At 68.5% G+C, this 16873-nt stretch carries 19 protein-coding genes; 6 read left to right on the top strand and 13 right to left on the bottom strand.

Annotated features, from left to right (window positions below; all coding sequences use genetic code 11):
- Positions 1–119: 119 nt before the first annotated feature.
- Both lptG and AC6LJ5_RS27530 read left to right on the top strand, forming a co-directional pair.
- Positions 120–1298 carry an LPS export ABC transporter permease LptG gene (gene lptG, locus AC6LJ5_RS27535; protein WP_103272331.1) on the top strand — a complete coding sequence of 393 codons (1179 nt, stop codon included), beginning with the start codon at positions 120–122 and terminating at the stop codon, positions 1296–1298.
- The gene (locus AC6LJ5_RS27530; RefSeq protein ID WP_103272330.1) at positions 1295–2128 is read left to right on the top strand and encodes a symmetrical bis(5'-nucleosyl)-tetraphosphatase; all 834 of its coding nucleotides are present in this window, start codon (positions 1295–1297) and stop codon (positions 2126–2128) included. The genes lptG and AC6LJ5_RS27530 overlap by 4 nt, the downstream gene beginning before the upstream one ends.
- A 45-nt stretch (positions 2129–2173) precedes the next feature.
- Here the strand turns inward: AC6LJ5_RS27530 and AC6LJ5_RS27525 are convergent, their stop codons facing one another.
- The 6 genes from AC6LJ5_RS27525 to AC6LJ5_RS27500 all read right to left on the bottom strand — a co-directional run bounded on the left by AC6LJ5_RS27525 (position 2174) and on the right by AC6LJ5_RS27500 (position 7135).
- Positions 2174–2899, bottom strand: coding sequence for an amino acid ABC transporter ATP-binding protein (locus AC6LJ5_RS27525; protein WP_103272329.1), 726 nt, complete (start codon positions 2897–2899; stop codon positions 2174–2176).
- Positions 2896–3612 (bottom strand): amino acid ABC transporter permease, encoded by a 717-nt coding sequence (locus tag AC6LJ5_RS27520; protein ID WP_103272328.1) that lies wholly within the window; start codon positions 3610–3612, stop codon positions 2896–2898. Before AC6LJ5_RS27520 ends, AC6LJ5_RS27525 begins: the two co-directional genes overlap by 4 nt.
- Before the next feature lie 2 nt (positions 3613–3614).
- Positions 3615–4316, bottom strand: coding sequence for an amino acid ABC transporter permease (locus tag AC6LJ5_RS27515; RefSeq protein WP_103276305.1), 702 nt, complete (start codon positions 4314–4316; stop codon positions 3615–3617).
- Positions 4317–4330: 14 nt separating this feature from the next.
- Positions 4331–5158, bottom strand: a complete 828-nt coding sequence (locus tag AC6LJ5_RS27510; RefSeq protein ID WP_103272327.1) for an ABC transporter substrate-binding protein — start codon at positions 5156–5158, stop codon at positions 4331–4333.
- A gap of 91 nt (positions 5159–5249) precedes the next feature.
- Positions 5250–6464 (bottom strand): aminotransferase class I/II-fold pyridoxal phosphate-dependent enzyme, encoded by a 1215-nt coding sequence (locus AC6LJ5_RS27505; protein ID WP_498142172.1) that lies wholly within the window; start codon positions 6462–6464, stop codon positions 5250–5252.
- Positions 6461–7135: an RraA family protein gene (locus AC6LJ5_RS27500; protein WP_103272325.1), complete on the bottom strand. Its 675-nt coding sequence runs from the start codon at positions 7133–7135 to the stop codon at positions 6461–6463. Before AC6LJ5_RS27500 ends, AC6LJ5_RS27505 begins: the two co-directional genes overlap by 4 nt.
- A 215-nt stretch (positions 7136–7350) precedes the next feature.
- Between AC6LJ5_RS27500 and AC6LJ5_RS27495 the strand changes: the two genes are divergently transcribed.
- Positions 7351–8235: a LysR family transcriptional regulator gene (locus AC6LJ5_RS27495; RefSeq protein WP_392409196.1), complete on the top strand. Its 885-nt coding sequence runs from the start codon at positions 7351–7353 to the stop codon at positions 8233–8235.
- A 168-nt stretch (positions 8236–8403) separates the two neighbouring features.
- Here the strand turns inward: AC6LJ5_RS27495 and AC6LJ5_RS27490 are convergent, their stop codons facing one another.
- The 6 genes from AC6LJ5_RS27490 to AC6LJ5_RS27465 all read right to left on the bottom strand — a co-directional run bounded on the left by AC6LJ5_RS27490 (position 8404) and on the right by AC6LJ5_RS27465 (position 12773).
- Positions 8404–9144, bottom strand: coding sequence for a lysophospholipid acyltransferase family protein (locus tag AC6LJ5_RS27490; protein WP_103272323.1), 741 nt, complete (start codon positions 9142–9144; stop codon positions 8404–8406).
- Positions 9141–10439: a dihydroorotase gene (locus AC6LJ5_RS27485; protein WP_498142171.1), complete on the bottom strand. Its 1299-nt coding sequence runs from the start codon at positions 10437–10439 to the stop codon at positions 9141–9143. The genes AC6LJ5_RS27490 and AC6LJ5_RS27485 overlap by 4 nt, the downstream gene beginning before the upstream one ends.
- Complete coding sequence (locus tag AC6LJ5_RS27480; RefSeq protein ID WP_103272321.1) at positions 10436–11461, bottom strand: aspartate carbamoyltransferase; 1026 nt, start codon at positions 11459–11461, stop codon at positions 10436–10438. Before AC6LJ5_RS27480 ends, AC6LJ5_RS27485 begins: the two co-directional genes overlap by 4 nt.
- Before the next feature lie 16 nt (positions 11462–11477).
- Entirely contained in the window at positions 11478–11876 is a 399-nt protein-coding gene (ruvX, locus tag AC6LJ5_RS27475) for a Holliday junction resolvase RuvX (protein ID WP_103272320.1), read from the bottom strand.
- On the bottom strand, positions 11869–12456 hold the full coding sequence (locus AC6LJ5_RS27470; RefSeq protein WP_103272319.1) for a YqgE/AlgH family protein: 588 nt from the start codon (positions 12454–12456) through the stop codon (positions 11869–11871). The genes ruvX and AC6LJ5_RS27470 overlap by 8 nt, the downstream gene beginning before the upstream one ends.
- A 152-nt stretch (positions 12457–12608) precedes the next feature.
- Positions 12609–12773 (bottom strand): rubredoxin, encoded by a 165-nt coding sequence (locus tag AC6LJ5_RS27465; protein WP_003814980.1) that lies wholly within the window; start codon positions 12771–12773, stop codon positions 12609–12611.
- Positions 12774–12934: 161 nt separating this feature from the next.
- Between AC6LJ5_RS27465 and AC6LJ5_RS27460 the strand changes: the two genes are divergently transcribed.
- The 3 genes from AC6LJ5_RS27460 to hemL are packed head-to-tail and all read left to right on the top strand — an operon-like array spanning position 12935 to position 15692.
- Entirely contained in the window at positions 12935–13747 is an 813-nt protein-coding gene (locus AC6LJ5_RS27460) for a hydroxymethylpyrimidine/phosphomethylpyrimidine kinase (RefSeq protein WP_103272318.1), read from the top strand.
- The gene (gene thiE, locus AC6LJ5_RS27455; RefSeq protein ID WP_498142170.1) at positions 13744–14409 is read left to right on the top strand and encodes a thiamine phosphate synthase; all 666 of its coding nucleotides are present in this window, start codon (positions 13744–13746) and stop codon (positions 14407–14409) included. Before AC6LJ5_RS27460 ends, thiE begins: the two co-directional genes overlap by 4 nt.
- 5 nt (positions 14410–14414) lie before the next feature.
- A complete protein-coding gene (gene hemL / locus AC6LJ5_RS27450) occupies positions 14415–15692 on the top strand; it encodes a glutamate-1-semialdehyde 2,1-aminomutase (protein WP_498142169.1) in 1278 nt (425 codons plus the stop codon).
- 89 nt (positions 15693–15781) lie between these two features.
- Here the strand turns inward: hemL and AC6LJ5_RS27445 are convergent, their stop codons facing one another.
- Complete coding sequence (locus AC6LJ5_RS27445) at positions 15782–16519, bottom strand: lytic transglycosylase domain-containing protein (protein WP_498142168.1); 738 nt, start codon at positions 16517–16519, stop codon at positions 15782–15784.
- Positions 16520–16873: the final 354 nt, after the last annotated feature.

The following is a 16873-nucleotide window of genomic DNA, read 5'->3' as shown; positions in this document are numbered from 1 at the left end:
CGCCCGCCCCTCTCCCCGAAACTCCCGGCAAAAAATATTTCCGGCGCCGCCCCCCATGCCGGGCGGCCGGATTTGTTAAGCTTTCACGTTTACGCGCTTTTCTCAGACCGTCCTTTTTCATGCGTACCGCCCGTCGCTACCTGGCCCGCGAAATCTATCGCTCCTGCGCTGTGGTCCTTTTGGCCCTGCTGGGCCTTTTCACGTTCTTCGCGATGGTGGACGACCTGGACAACGTGGGCGAGAAGTTCACGATGATGGCGCTGCTCTACATGCAGGCGCTGGCCCTTCCCACCCGCCTGTACGACCTGCTGCCCATCGGCCTGCTGATCGGCGCCATCCTGGCGCTGGCCGGACTGGCGCAGCGCAACGAACTGGTGATCCTGCGTGTGTCCGGCGTCAGCGGCATGCGCCTGCTGCGCATGCTGTGGATCGTCACCATTCCGCTGATGATCGGCGCGGCGCTGCTGTCCGAATACGTCACGCCCTGGGCCGAGATGAAATCCGGCGAAGCCAACCTGGCCCTGCGCGGCAAGGCGGGCGGCGACCGCCTGAACAGCGGCTACTGGTTCAAGGAACCCACCGCCAACGGCGGCACCCGCATCATCAACATCGGCGACCTGAAGGGCGATGGCCAGGTGGCCAACATCACGCTGTACGAGTTCAAGAAGAACCTGACGCTGTCGGTGCTGTCGACGGCGCCCGTCGGCGTGTTCTCCCATGGCGACCTGGTGCTCAAGGACGTGTCCGAGACCCGCCTGGACGACGAGGCCGCCGACGCGCTGGCCAACGCCCGCCCCCCCAAGAATCCGCCGGCCGCCGTGGTCAAGGTGCCCGAGCGCACCATCGACACCACGCTGAGCGCCGAGCGCCTGATCGCCCGCGTGCTGACGCCCGAGCGCATGTCCATCGTGACGCTGCTCGACTATGTGGATTATTTGCGCAACAACCAGCTTCAATATGGTCGACAGGTCGTGGCCCTGTGGCGCAAACTGGCGTATCCGTTCACGCTGCTGGTCATGATCACCATCGCCGCCCCCATCGGCCTGATGCAGACGCGCCGGGGCGGCGTGGGCGCGAAAGTCTTCATCGGCATCCTGCTGGGTGTGGGCTTCTTCATGCTGAACCAGCTGGCGTTGAACGTGGGCATGTTGGGCAAGTGGCCGCCCTGGCTGACCGCCTTGGGCCCGAACATCGGGGCCATGATCCTCGCCTTCGGCGCCATGTCCTACATGGAATACCGCCACGCCTTGGCGCGGTTCTTCCAACAACGCTGGCCCTGGAGCAAGAGTCCCGCATGAACGGCAGTATCTGGATGATCGGCGACGTGCAGGGTTGCTGCTCGCCGCTGGATCGCTTGCTGTCCCATCCCGAGCTGGCAGGCGATCCGCACTCGCGCCTCTGGTTCGCCGGCGACCTGGTCAATCGCGGCCCGGATTCGCTGGCCACCCTGCGCCGCATCATCGACCTGGGCGACCGCGTCACCGCCGTGCTCGGCAACCACGACCTGCACCTCCTGGCCGCGGCCGCCGGCGTGCGCAAGCCGTCCAAGTCCGACACGCTGGAGGACATCCTCCGCGCGCCCGACGCCGCCGCCTTGATCGACTGGCTACGCTTTCGCCCGCTCGCGCATTTCGAGCAGAACCACCTGATGGTCCACGCCGGCACGCTGGCGAAATGGGACGTGGCCAAGACCCTGGCGCTGGCCGGCGAGGTTCAGGACGCGCTGCGCGGGCCGAACTGGCAGAAGGCGCTGCAGAAGATGTACGGCAACGAACCGGCCACCTGGAAGGAAGACCACACGGGCGGCAAGCGCATGCGCGTCATCATCAACGCGCTGACCCGCATCCGCCTGTGCACGCCCAACGGCCACATGGAATTCGCCACCAAGGTCGCGCCCGGCGCCTGGCCGCCCAACCTGATGCCCTGGTTCGACGTGCCCAATCGCGCCACGCGCGACGTCACCACCGTATTCGGCCATTGGTCCACGCTGGGCCTGCTGCTGCGCCCCGACGTGATCTGCCTGGACACCGGCTGCGTCTGGGGCGGCGCGCTGACCGCGCTGCGCCTGCAGGACCGCAAGCTGGTGCAGGTGAAGTGCTCGCGCTTCCAGGATCCGAATTCGGACTGAACCCGGGCCGGCGCCTCTCGACGCCGGCTTGTGCCGCAAGACACCCTAGCGCCGGATCTCGGCCAGGAAACGACGCGCCCGGTCCGATTCCGGCGCGGTGAAGAAGCGCTCCGGCTCGGCCGTCTCGACGATACGTCCCTCGTCCATGAACCAGACCGTGTCGGCCACCTCGCGCGCGAAACCCATTTCGTGCGTCACGCACACCATGGTCATGCCGTCGCGGGCCAGCCCTTTCATCACCTGCAACACCTCTCCCACCATCTCGGGATCCAACGCGCTGGTCGGTTCATCGAACAGCATCACCGGCGGATTCATGGCCAGCGCCCGGGCGATCGCCACGCGCTGCTGCTGGCCGCCGGACAACTGCGCGGGATAGGCGTCGGCCTTGTGCGCCAGGCCGACGCGTTCCAGCAGCGCCATGCCGCGCTCGCGCGCTTCGCCACGGCGGGCGCGTTTGAGCATCAGCGGCGCCAGCGTCAGGTTGTCCATGACAGACAGGTGCGGGAACAGGTTGAACTGCTGGAATACAAAGCCGATATGGCTGCGCAACGCATCCAGCCGCTGGTCGGCGCCGTGGATATCCTTGCCGTCCACTTCGATCCGTCCCTGCTGGATCGGTTCGAGCCGGTTGACCGTGCGGATCAGCGTGGACTTGCCCGAACCCGATGGGCCGCAAACCACAACCACTTCGCCGCGACGCACCTGCGCGCTCACATCGGCCAGCGCCTGATAAGCGCCATACCACTTCTGCACCTGGAAAAACCGGATCATGCGGACACCGTTCTAGAGACTGGCACGAGCCCCGCGCGGCGCCGGCCGATGCGCAGCTCGACCAGCCGGACCAATGAACTCAGGCCGAAATTCAGGATGAAATAGGTCAGCGCCAGCAGCGCGAATACCTCGAAGGGCTTGGTCAGCAGCACGCTGTTGACCTGGTTCGCGGCATAGGTCAGCTCCTGCACGCTGATCACGTAGGCCAGTGACGTCTCCTTCACCGTGGAGACGAACTGGCTCAACATGCTCGGCAACATGTTGTAGAGCGCCTGCGGCAGGATCACGCGGCGCATGGTCTGCAGGTATGACAACCCCAGCGCGCGGCCCGCCTCCTGCTGCCCCGACGGCAGCGCCTGGATGCCGGCGCGGATGATCTCGGCCAGATAGGCGCTTTCATAGCAGACCAGCGCCACCACCATGGTGGTGGTGCCGGCCACCGGTCGGCCGATGACGATCGGCACGAAGAAATACGCCCAGAAAATGAACATCAATAGCGGCAGGCCGCGCACCAGCTGCACCACGGCGGTCGCCGGCCAGCGCAAGCAGCGCCACGGACTGATGCGCCCCAGCGCCAGCAGCACGCCGCAAGGCAGCGCCAGGACCAGGCTGATGGCCGCCAGGCCCAGCGTCGCGGCCAGCCCGCCCAGCGGCCCGTGCGGATATTGCCCGATCAACAGCAGCAGCCAGTTGTCTTTCAGGATGTCCCACATGGTCAGCGCGCCCCCAGCGGACGATAGCGACGCTGCAACGCCGCGCCCCCGCCCATGATGAGGAACGACAGCGCCAGGTAGATCGCCGTCACCACCGCGTAGGCCTCGAAGGTGCGGAAGGTGCCGTTCTCGATCTCCCGCCCTGCCGCCGTCAGCTCGGTCACGCCGATAGCCATGGCCAAGCTGGTGTTCTTCACCAGCAGCAGGGTCTGGTTCAGCAGCGGGGGCAGTGCGATGCGGAACGCCTGCGGCAGGACCACCTTGCGCATGGTCTGAAGGTAGCCCAGCCCCAGCGCGCGCGCGGCCTCGACCTGGCCCGGCGGGATCGCGCGTACCGCGCTGCGCAGGTCTTCACAGACATAGGCCGACATCACCAGGCCGATCGCCACGCAGGACAGGATGAATTCGCTGCCGTGACTGTTGAGCCAATCGGCCACGGCCTGCGGCAACAGGGCGGGCACCCCGAAGTACCAGAACAGGATGTGCACCAGCATCGGCACATTGCGATGGAACGCGATGTGGGCCGCGATCAGCGCATTGGCCATCGGCCAGCCCGTCAACCGGAGCACGGCCAGCAGGCTGCCGACCAGAAAAGCCAGGCTCCAGGCGAGCGCGGCCAGCGCCAGGGTGGTCAGGAACCCCCTGAGCAGCCAGTCCGGATACTCGCCCTGGAAGATGGCGCCGAAATCAAAGACGTAGTGCATGGCGATGCGCCAGCTCAGCCCTTGATGGACTCGATGCGGAAGTCCCGCTTCAGGTTGAACGGCGTGCCGACGCCGAACCATTTGTCGAAGATCCGCGTGGCTTCGCCGGAGGCCTCCAGTTTGTCCAGCACCTGATTCACCTGCCCCAGCATGGCCGCGTCGCCCTTGCGCACGCCCACGCCCCACGGCTCGACGAACAGGGCAGGCTCCAGGATCTTGACCGGCACCGCGCTGCTGGCGGCCTGCTGGCGCAGCTTCGCCAGCATCAGCTCGGAGCCGACGAAGCCGCTGACCTTGCCTTGCTGCAGGGCCAGGAAGGCGCCGCTGGGATCCTTGAACGTCACCGGTTCGACATTGGGAATGTACTTGCGCGCGCCCTGCTCCGAGGACGAGCCGCGCACCGCGCTGACGCGCTTGCCAGCCAGTTCGGCGGGCGACTTCAGTTCCTGATCCTTCTCGCGCGCCAGCACTTTCTGCAGACTCACGAAATGCTGATGCGAATAGTCGATCTGCTGCGCACGCTCAGGGCTCCAGCCCAGGTTGGCCGCCACCACGTCGACGCGGCCGGCGATCAGTTCCGGAATGCGCGCCTCGACCGCGATGAGCTTGAGTTCCAGCGGCACGCCCAGGCTGTCCGCCACGGCCTTGCAGATATCCACTTCGTAGCCCACCACGGCGCGCGTCTTCGGATCCTGGAAGCTGAATGGTTCAGCCGTGCCCATGGTGCCGCAGATGAACTTGCCGCGCGCCTTGATGTCCTGCAGGGTGTCCGCCTGGGCGGCGGACAGCGTGACAATGGCCAGGCCAACGGCGGCCAGGCAGGAAGAGATCATTTTTTTCATGCGGGTTCCCCTTGATGATGATGCAGGCGGCACAAGGCCTGTTCTGGTGTTGCGGATAATTGCGGCGCTGGACCGACGAATGGCGCGGGACTCAGGACAGCCGTGCGCAAGCCTCATGTATGCGACGGCAGCCTTCTTCGATCTGCGCCATGGACGTGGCGAAGCTCAACCGCAGGTAGGGCGACAGGCCATAGGCCGAGCCATCCAACGCGGCCACGCCCGCTACGTCGAGCAGATACATGACCACGTCCAGGTCGCTGCCCAGCACGCGCCCATCCGGCGCGCGCCTTCCCAGCAGACCTTCGACCGCAGGATAGACATAGAACGCGCCTTGCGGCGCCTGGCAGCGCAGCCCCGGCACGGCATTGAGCAGGGCCACGATGCGATCGCGGCGTTCGCCGTAAAGCCGCGCCATCTCGGCCACGCAGCCCTGGTCGGCGGTGAGCGCCACGCGGGCCGCGGCCTGGCTCACGGCGCTGACGCAGCTGGTGCTTTGCGAAATCAGCGCGGCCATGGCTTGGATCAGCATCTTGGGGCCGGCCGCGTAGCCCAGCCTCCAGCCGGTCATGGCATAAGACTTGGACACACCGTTGATCGCCAGCGCTCGGTCCGCCAGCGACGGCGCGGCGGCGACGGGCGACACGTGGCGCGCGCCGCCATAGGCCAGGTGCTCATAGATTTCATCAGTCATCAGCCACACATGCGGATGGCGATCCAGCACCCGCGCCAGCGCGCGCAGCTCGTCGGCGTCGTACATGGCGCCGGCCGGATTGCCGGGCGTGTTCAGCAGCAGCCACTTGCTGCGCGGCGTGATGGCGCGCTCCAGGGCCTGTGGCGTGAGCTTGAAACCATCGACCTCCGGGCATGGCACCGTCACCGGCGTACCGTCATTGACCAGCACCATGTCGGGATAGGAAACCCAATAAGGCGCGGGGATAATGACCTCGTCGCCCGCCTGCACGGTGGCCGACAGCGCGGTATGGATCAACTGCTTGGCGCCGGCGCCGACGATCAGCTCGTCGAGCCCGAAGTCCAACCCATTCTCGCGCTGGAACTTGAGGCGGATGGCCTCCAGCAAGGGCCGCGACCCCACCGAAGCCGTATAGCGGATGTCGCCGCCGCGCAGCGCCTCCATGCCTGCCCGCACGATGTGCGCGGGCGTGGGCAGGTCTGGCTCGCCCACGGTGAAGTCGACGATGTCGCGGCCCTGCGCGCGCAGTTGGTCAACGCGAGCCTTGGCCGCCATGCTGGGCGAAGGCTTGATGGCGCGGGCGCGATCCGCCAGGAATGCCGGGCTTGCGCTCATGCCAGCCCCTTCGCGGCAAACGCGGCCTGCATCCAGCTCTGCGCGCGCTGGCCGCCGGCGATCTCGGCCATGATGCGTTCTTCCTTCACGGCCAGGCTCTGCGCCGCCATGATCAGGGCCTCGGCCTGTTCCGGCGCGAAGCTGACCAACCCATCCTCGTCACCGACCACGATGTCGCCGGGGTTCACCACCTGCCCGCCGATGCTGACCGGCACATTGACCTCGCCGGGGCCGTCCTTGTAGGGGCCACGGTGAATATGGCCGCGCGCATAGCAGGGAAAATCGTCGAGTTCGAAGGCCAGTACGTCGCGAATGGCGCCATCCACGATCACACCCGCGCAGCCGTGCTGTTGCAGGTAACGCTTCATGATCTCGCCCAATACCGCGTTGGACAGATCACCGCCCGCATCCACCACCAGCACGTGACCAGGCTCGACCATCATCATGGCCTTGTAGATCATCAGGTTGTCGCCCGGACGCGTCTTGACGGTGAGCGCGGTGCCCACCAGCTTGCCGTCGCGGTTGTAGCGTCGCAGGCCCGAGATGCCTTCGCGCCGCGCCAGGTTGTCGCTCAGATGAGGCGTGGCGATGGCGCCCAGGGCCTGGCGCAAGGCCGCCGGCGCGACAACGGGGGCCGGCAGGATGCGCGCGCCGGATAGGGATGTGCTCATGACGATCTGCGTGATTCCTGGTTCTTGACCCGGCGCCGACGGGAATCATTCCGCGCCGCGCGACCCCGGCCGTGCTGAAGTCAGGCCACATGGTGCTGGCTTTCCGCTGCGGGAAAAAGGGATTAAATTTCCATGAAGTTCATCACTTTCAGGAATATAGGGGTTATTACCAAATAGAAGTTTGGGAATAATCTCATTTTCCAAAGAACCCACCCATGCTGACTTTCAAGCAGATCGAAGCCCTGTACTGGACCGTCAGATTGGGAACGTTCGCAGCCTCGGCGCAAAAGCTGCACACCACCCAATCAGCCATTACCAAGCGCATCCAGGAACTGGAGGCGGACTTTGATATCGCGCTGTTCGATCGATCCGGCTATCGCGCCGAACTGACCGCGCGCGGCCATGAAATCTATGCGCTGGCCGAGGAAATGCTGGGCCACCGCGACCGACTGCTGGTGCGGCTGAAGGGTCAACACACGTTGACCGGCACGTTCCGTTTCGGCATCACCGAAATCACCGCCATGACCTGGCTGCCGGCGCTGATCCGGCTGCTGCGCTCGCACTATCCGCGCATCACGCTGGAACCGCACATCGATCTGGGCGCCGACCTGCTCAAGCGCCTGCAGGCCGGACAGCTGGACATGGCTTTCCTGCATGGAGAGTTCGCCGAACCCGGCCTGGAGGTGACGCCGCTGCAGCGGTTGGAATTCGCCTGGATGGGCAGCCCCGACATGATCGACGCGAGCCGCGTCTACACCCCGGCCGATATCGCCGCGCTGCCGCTGCTGAGGCAGAGCCAGGAATCGGGACTGAACATGATCTACGACGGCTGGCTCAAGCCGCACACGCCTGCCCACAACCTATTCACCATCAACAGCCTGATCGCGATGGCCGGGCTGACGGCGGCGGGCTTCGGCGTGAGCTGCCTGCCGCGCGACTACTTCGCCGACATGGTCAACACCCGTCAGTTGGTGATCGCGCGCACCAGTGTCGCCCCGCCACAATCCGTCTACTGCGCCATGTACCGACGCGACGCGGACGCGGCGTTCTGCCAGAACGTGGCCGAACTGGCGGAAAGCTGCTGCAACTTTAGTGCGTGAAGCCCCCCGAAGCGCTATGCGCTTCCCCCAGGGGCATGCCTACGTACCGGCGGAGCCGGATCCGTGGCATCCCGGTCGGGTGGCACCGGTTTCTTGCGAGGTTGCCTGGCACGTGGAAAGTGCGGCAGGGGGATTGGAAAGGCCGGCAGCGCCGCGCCGGCCTTCGCGCTACAGCGCCTGCTGAATCGCGTCGCGCGCCTGGTGCGACAGCTCCAGCCGCGTCGGCAGGCTGCCGTCCGCGTTGCGGGTCGCCAGCGGCGGCAGGAACACGACTTCGACGGACAGGCCGGTGGTGCCCATGACGCGCCACAGATTGGCGACCAGGCTTTCGTCGCCGATGAAGGCGGCGAAACCGCTGCGCTGGCCATGCTGCAGGAAGCGCAAGGCCACGGGCTGGATCTCGACGGCGGCCGCGCGGGCCGGTTCGAACAGGCTGGCATGAAACGGACGCAGCTCGCTGCCCTCGCTGGTCGTGCCCTCGGGAAACAGGCCCACCGCATCGCCCTGGCGGAAACGCGCCTGCATGGACTCGCCCATCGCGTGCACCGCGTGGCGCTGGCCGCGCTCGATGAACAGCGTGCCGGCGCCGGCCACCAGCCAGCCGATGACGGGCCAGCTGCGGATCTCGCTCTTGGCCACGAAGGACGTGGCGCGCGCCGAGTTCAGCACGAAGATATCGATCCAGGACACGTGATTGGCCACCAGCAGCACGGGACCGGTCATGCGCGGTTGGCCCCGGAAGACGACCCGCACGCCACAGGCGGCCATGAGGAAGCGCGACCAGCTGCGGTTGAGCCAGGCGCGCGATTTGGGTCTGAGCCACGGATACACCAGGCCCACGCAAAGCAGGCCGAACACGATCCACGGCAGGACGAGGATGAGCCGAAGGACAAAGCGCAGCAGCTTCAAGCAGGAGTCTCCCAGGCCAGGCTGCCACCCACCACGGTGGCGCGTACACGGCCGGGCAGCATCATACCCGCGAACGGGCTGAGGGCGCTGCCGCAAGGCAGCGTTGTGGAATCCGGCGCCTGTTCCACGTCCAGGTCGACCAGACAAAGGTCGGCGGGCGCGCCGGGGGCCAGCATGCCAGCCGGGGCCGCGCCGCACGGCGCTTGCGGCGCCACGGCGCGCAACACGGCCGCCGGGCCGCTGGTCACCCGCGCCAGCGCTTCGGCCAGCGGCACGCGCTGGTCGCGCGCCCATTTCAGCGTCAGCGGCAGCAAGGTGGCCAGCCCGGGCGCGCCGGGCTGGGCCTGCGCGAAAGGCGCGGCCTTGCCGGCCGCCGTCACCGCCGTATGGTCCGAGCACAGCGCGTCGATGGTGCCGTCGGCCAGCGCGGCGCGGATCGCGTCGCGGTCGCGCTGGCCGCGCAGCGGCGGCTGCAGGCGGTAGCGGGCATCGAAGAAACCGATGTCCACGTCGGTCAGGTGCAGATGATTGGCCGACACGTCGCAGCTGACGGGCAGGCCCTCGCGCTTGGCCGCGCGCACCCGCGCCAGGCCGGCGGCGCTGGACAGGCGCGACAGGTGCAGGCGCACGCCGGTGTCGCGCTGCAATTCGAACAATGTTTGCAGGGCCAGCGTTTCAGCCAAGTCCGGCAGGCCTTCCAGGCCCAGCCGCGCGGCATAGGCGCCGCCGGCCGCCGGGGCGCCGCGCGCCAGCCAGGGATCCTGCGGCCGCAGCCACAAGGCCAGGCCGGCGCCAGCGGCGTAGCGCATGGCGTTCCACAGCAGGCGGGTATCGCTCAGGCCAGCCTCGCCCTGCCCGAACGCCAGGCAGCCCGCCTGGGCCAGCAGGCGTAGTTCGGCCAGGGCCTCGCCGCGCAGGCCCGGCGTCAGCGCGCCCACGGCATGGATGCGGCACGGTCCGGCCGGCGATTCATTCAGGAAGGCATGCACCCGCGCGGGATCGTCCAGCATGACGCCGCCATCGGGCGGCTGCACCAACCGGGTCACGCCGCCCGTCAGCGCGGCGCGCAGCGCATCGGGCGATGGCGAGCCATCGGGACCGGCCAGGCGCGCGCATAGATCCACCAGGCCCGGCAGCACCGCCAGGCCGTCGGCCTCGATGCGCCGATCCGCCTGGAATCCCGCTGGCGCGACGTCAACGGCGGCCACATGGCCCTCGGCGATGTACAGATCCGCCCGCCGGCCCACGCCGGCGGCGGGATCGATCAGCCTGCCGTTGGCGATGTGCAGCCTCATGCGCGCCCCCCTGGGGCCAGCGTGCGTCCCAGCGAGTCCGACAAGAGGCGCAGCGCCGCCAGCCGGAGCGCGTGCTCCAGCGCGTCCCGCTCGTGGCCGGCGCGCGCCAACACGGCGTCGAACGCCACCTCGGCTTCGATGCCGGCGTGCAGCCCGGCGGCGGACAGCAGCAACGCATCGGGCCGCGCCAGGGCCAGCGCCCGGGGGCTGAGCCGATAGCCGGCGGCGTAATCGCGCGGCGACGGCAGTCGCCCGGCGGCGACGGCCTCGGCGCTCAGCGGCAGCAGGATGATGACATCGGCATCGCGCAGCCCCTCGTCCAGCGCACTGAACGGGAACACGCCGAGCTGCGGCAGGCCCTCGGGCAGCAGCGACGGCGGCGCGGCCACGCGCAGCTCGGGCACGCCCAATGTGGTGAGCGCGTGAATCAGGGAGCGGGCCAGGCCCGAATGGCGCACGTCGCCCACCAGCGTGACGGCCAGCCGCGTCAGGTCTGGCTTGGCGCACAGGATGGCGCGCAAGAGCGCCAGCGCGGCCAGCGGATCGGCATGGACGCCGTCGCCCGCATTCAGGACGCGCAGGCCCGGCGCGGCGGCGTGATCGAAGCCGCCGCCAAAGAGACTGTTTCCGAAAAGACCGCCTGCCACGCCGCCGCCCCGCGCATGCGCGGCGGCCCAGTGCGTCGCCGCCCACAGCGCGGCGCCGCTGGCGGGATGGCCAAGCACCAGGATGCCGGGCGGCAGGCCGGCCACGGCCTCGGCCAGCGGCTCGGCCGGATCCAGCGCCGTGACCGGCAGCAGCAGTTGTTCGGCGGCGCGCCAGTAGGCCGCGCGCGTGGCGCGCCGCGTGTCGGGCAGGAGCAGGAACACCGGCGGCAGCGGGCCATAGCCCTGCGTTGGCCACGACGGTTCGGCCGCGGCGGCCGCCGTCTCCAGCAACCGCTCGGCATGGCGGCGCGGCAGGCCTTCCGTGCTGAGCAGGTGTATCAGTTCGCCGCGGCGGTCGAGTTGCGGATTGAGCATGGGCGTCGCGCCGGCGTCAGGCGGGCAAGGCGTCCAGATAGCGCTGCAGGATCACGGCCGCGGCCATGGCGTCGTCGGCGGCGTGCGTGCCCAGCAGGCGCTGCGCCTCCATGCTGGAGCCGCGCTCGTCGACCAGTTCCACCGCCATGCCGAAGCGACCGTTCAATTGGTTGGCGAAGCGGCGGCAGCGCGCGGTGGCGGGCTGCTCGCCGCCGTCGGCGGTCAGCGCCAGGCCCACGACCAGGCGCTGCGGCTGCCATTCGCGCAGCAATGCCTCGATGCGCGCGAAGCGCGCGTCGCGCACTTCGCCGTGGATGATCTCCAGCGGCCGGGCGTGGCGCGTCAGCGTGTTGCCGATGGCCACGCCGATCTTCTTCTCGCCGAAGTCGAAGGCCAGCAGGGTTTCTTCAGGCATGACCCGCGTCGCCCGCCAGCATCACCGGATCGATGCCCAGCAGCTTGAGCGCGGCGGGATAGCGTTCCTCGGGCGGCACGTCAAAGATGATGTGATCGTCGGCGCCCACGCTCAGCCAGGCGTTCTGGCCCATCTCGCTTTCAAGCTGGCCCGCGCCCCAGCCGGCGTAGCCCAGCGTGACCAGCATGCGCGCCGGCCCCTTGCCGTCGGCCACGGCCTGCAGCACATCGCGCGAGGTGGTCAGCGCCATGTCGCCCAGCTTGATGCTGGAGCTGTAGTCGCCGGCCGGCGCGTGCAACACGAAGCCTCGGTCGGTCTGCACCGGACCGCCGAAGAAAACCAGCGTTTCCTTGACCGGGCCGATTTCCAGCTCCAGGTCGATGCGTTCGAACAGCGTGCCCAGCGTCAGGTCGGTGGGCCGGTTGATGACCAGGCCCAGCGCGCCGCGCTCGGTGTGCTCGCAAATGTAGATGACGGAGCCCGCCAGGCTGCCCTCGACCATGCCGGGCATGGCGATCAGGAACTGGTTGGCGAAATTGGCCGCCTGCGTCGTCGTGTCTTCGTGGTGTTGTTCCGTCATGGCAACCCCTAACCTAATAGTCTGATTAAACCCCGGGACCGGACCGCTGGCGCGGCCCTCCCATGCTTGGCGGCAGACCATTCTTGCAGTGACCAGGACGGGGCCGCGCCCCGTCCCGCTAGCCCTGGCGGAATATGTCGGCTTGAGCGGATTCAGATTTCCATCAGTTCGAAATCCTCTTTGCGCGCGCCGCATTCGGGACAGACCCAGTTCGGCGGCACGTCTTCCCAGCGGGTGCCGGGAGCGATCCCTTCGTCGGGAAGGCCGGCTTCTTCATCGTAGACCCAGCCGCAAATCAGACACATCCAAGTACGCATAGCTCTCTCTTACATCAAATCCCGGTTACTGCCCGCGCAGCGGGGGCAGGGCAAAGACGGGGTGCATCCATTAGAATGGGGACAATCTTACCGAAACCCAATAGGGGTTCCCCTGATTCTCCGCAAACGGGTCGGGGCGCCCTTGATCTAGCGCTGTCCACGTGGCTCCCGTTACCCCCCCTCTCGTTTTGGTCCTCGGTCCGCTCGATCCCTCGGGCGCCGACGGTTTGCCGGCAGACGCCGTCACCTGCGCCCGTCTGGGCTGCCACGGCCTGGCCGCGGTCACGGCCCTGACCGTGCAGGACACCGCCGGCATCGAGGAAATCCACCCCGTTTCGCCAGACCTGCTGGACGACCAGGCGCGCTGCCTGCTCGAAGATATGTCCGTGCAGGCCATCAAGGTGGGCGGACTATACACCGCCGAAACGGCAAGCGTGGCGGCGCAGATCGCGGCCGACTACAGCCAGGTCCCGCTGGTGCTGCACCTGGGCCAGCGCGCCCAGTTGCCGCCGACCGACGCCGCCGACGAGGACGACGCCGACGATCTGCTGGCGGCCACGCTGGAGCTGGTGCTGCCGCAGACCGACCTGCTGGTCATCGAGCACCTGCGCCTGGCGCAGTGGCACGCCGACGGCGACATCGATATCGGGGACGCACCTACTCCCATGCACGCCCTGGTGGCGGCCGGCGCCCAGTGGGTGCTGGTGCTGGGCAGCCCGCAGCGGCCCGGCCACTACGCCAACGTGCTGCTCGGCCCCGGCGGCCAGACCAGCACCTATCCCTGGCAGGCGCCACCCGACCGCAATGGCGACGCCGGTGGCCTGGCCGCCACGGCCATCACCGCCATGCTGGCGCGCGGCCTGGAAATGCCCGAGGCCGTGCGGCAGGGCCTGGCCCACGCCGACGCCGCCGTCGCCTCCAGCTTCCTGCCCGGCATGGGCCGGCGCATTCCCTACCGGATCCAACCGCAATGAAAGCCCTGCGTTTTCCCGCCGGCCTGTACGGCGTGACGCCCGAATGGGATGACACCGAACGCCTGCTGCAGGCCGTGCGCGCCGCCGCCGAAGGCGGCATGCGCGCGCTGCAGCTGCGCCGCAAGAACGTGCCCGACGCCGAGCGCGCCGCCCAGGCGCGCGCGCTGGCGCCGCTGTGCCGCGAGCTGGGCGTGGTGTTCCTGATCAACGACGACTGGAAGCTGGCGCTGGAAGTCGGCGCCGATGGCGCCCCCGTGGGCCGCGCCGACGCCCGCCTGGCGCGCATCCGCGCCGAGGCCGGCCCCGACCTGATCCTGGGTGGCTCCAGCTACGACGACCTCAACCGCGCCCGCGAGCTGCTCGACGCCGGCGCCGACTACATCGCCTTCGGCGCCATGTTCGCGTCCACCGTCAAGCCCGACACCGTGCGCGCGCCGCTGTCGGTACTGACTGAGGCCAGGAAACTCGTTGAGGAACGCGACGGCCCCCGGCCCGCCGTGGTCGCCATCGGCGGCATCACGCCCGACAACGCGCGCCTGGTGGCCCAGGCCGGCGCCGACTCGATCGCCGTCATCACCGCATTGTTCGCCGCGCCCAGCGTGCGCGCCGCCGCGGCCGCCTGCGCCGCGCCCTATTCCATCAACCCCCAATCCAAGTCCTGACCGCCATGTCCAGCAACGCCCAGCTCTTCGAACGCGCCTGCCGCAGCATTCCCGGCGGCGTCAACTCGCCCGTGCGCGCCTTCCGCTCCGTGGGCGGCACGCCGCGCTTCATCAAGCGCGCGCAAGGCCCCTACGTCTGGGACGCCGAGGACAAGCAGTACATCGACTACGTGGGCTCCTGGGGCCCGGCCATCCTGGGCCATTCGCATCCCGAGGTCGTGCGCGCGGTGCAGGACGCCGCCGTCCACGGCCTGTCGTTCGGCGCCCCCACCGAGGCCGAGATCGAGCTGGCCGAAACGCTGATCGCCCGCCTGCCGTCGCTGGAACAGGTGCGCCTGGTCAGCTCCGGCACCGAGGCCACCATGACGGCCATCCGCCTGGCGCGCGGCGCCACCGGACGCGCCAAGATCGTCAAGTTCGAAGGCTGCTACCACGGCCATTCCGACAGCCTGCTGGTCAAGGCCGGCTCGGGCCTCCTGACCTTCGGCAATCCCAGCTCGGCCGGCGTGCCGCCCGAATTCGTCGCACACACGCTGACCCTGGAATACAACAATCTGGACGCCGTGCGCGAGGCCTTCGCCCAGCACGGCGCGGACATCGCCTGCATCATCGTCGAGCCGGTCGCCGGCAACATGAACCTGATCAAGCCCGCCGCGGGCTTCCTGGAAGGCCTGCGCGAGGTCTGCACGGCGCATGGCGCGCTGCTGATCTTCGACGAGGTGATGACCGGTTTCCGCGTCGGCCCGCAAGGCGTGCAGGGCCTGACCGGCGTCAAGCCCGACCTGACCACGCTGGCCAAGGTGATCGGCGGCGGCATGCCGGTGGGCGCCTTCGGCGGCAGCGCCGACATCATGAAGCACATCGCTCCGCTGGGCGGCGTCTACCAGGCCGGCACGCTGTCGGGCAATCCGGTGGCCGTGGCCGCGGGCCTGGCCACGCTACGCCTGATCGCCGCGCCCGGATTCTACGAAAAGCTGTCGGCCCAGACCGCCAAGCTGGCCCAGGGCCTGCAGGAGCGCGCCCGCGCCGCCGGCCTGGCCTTCTCGGCCGATTCGGTGGGCGGCATGTTCGGCATCTACTTCAGCGAACGCATCCCCGCGTCCTTCGCCGAAGTCTCGGCCTGCGACACCGCGCGGTTCAATCGCTTCTTTCACGCCATGCTGGACCACGGCGTGCATTTCGCGCCGTCCGCGTTCGAAGCCGGCTTCGTCTCGGCCACGCACGACGACGCCGTCATCGCGTCCACGCTGGACATCGCCGAAAAGGTCTTCGCGACGCTGTGAGCGCGCGGGGCGGCGCCACGCCGCCCCCTTTCAGACACATCCCCCGCCCGGCGCGCCGCGCGTCGGACGGCGGCGCATTCCGGCACGGCTCACGGCGCCTTGTAGCGCTGGTACAGCGCCGTCACCGCTCTCACATACTGCTGCGTTTCGGCATACGGCGGCACGCCGTCGTACTTGCTGACCGCGCCCTCGCCCGCGTTGTAGGCCGCCAGCGCCAGATCCAACCTGCCCGGGTACTGGTCCAGCAGGCGCCGCAGGTGTCGCGAACCCAGCCGCACATTGGTCGCCGGATCCACCAGCGCCCGTTCCATGTTGTCCACCGTCAGCAGCGTGGCGGCGGTCGCCGGCATCAGCTGCATCAGGCCCAGCGCGCCCTTGGGCGAGCGGGCATCGCTGCGGAATCCCGACTCCACCGCGATCACCGCGCTCAGCAGCGCCCGGTCCACGCCCGAATCCAGCGCCGCCTGCGCGATCAGCCCGTCGTGCAGGGCCGGCGGCGGTCCGTCCCAAGGCAGGGCCATCCTCGGCGCCCAGACGATCAGGCCCGGCCGGCGCGCGCCCTGACCGGGCTCCGGCTCGCACATCAGGCACAGCGGCGCGCTGCGCACGGCCACCCGGGGCAAGGGCCGCGCGCCATGCCGGACATAGCCCTTGGGCACCTTCATGCTGCGCCATACCCCATGGGGATCCTTGTAGCGGTAGGTCTCCATGGCCGCCGCGCCGCGCGGGGCCAGCGCGGCGCCGGCGGCCAGGACCAGCAGCGCCGCCCAGCCGCCGGCGCGCGCCAGGAAGGCGCGCGCAGCGGCGGAAAAAACGGGTGGAGGCATGGATGGACTCCGACGATATCCGGCAAGGCGCCCGGCGCGCGCAGGCGCGTCGGACAGAAGGCCTTATGCTGCGCCGCCGGGCCGGGCTTGTCGCTCCTGCCTACGGACTAATGCACGATCTCCGGCCCAGATCAAGGGAAAAACAGGGACGGCACTAAGGCTTTTGGCGGATGCGCCGTTGCATAAGATGCCGGTGGTCATGGGCATGAGTTAATATATGACCTAATATTTCGTTTAATTACTAAATGAGTGAACCGGCCGGCAGCGCCGGGCAGGAGGCTGACATGGACGCACACAACACGCTTCAGCTACTGCTGGACGCCAATACCCACGTCCTGACGGCAATCTATACCC

The sequence above is a fragment of the Achromobacter sp. 1011791174 genome (assembly GCF_059760925.1).
Note: the sequence above shows the minus strand (reverse complement) of the source record. Positions and strands in the feature narration are given on the sequence as shown.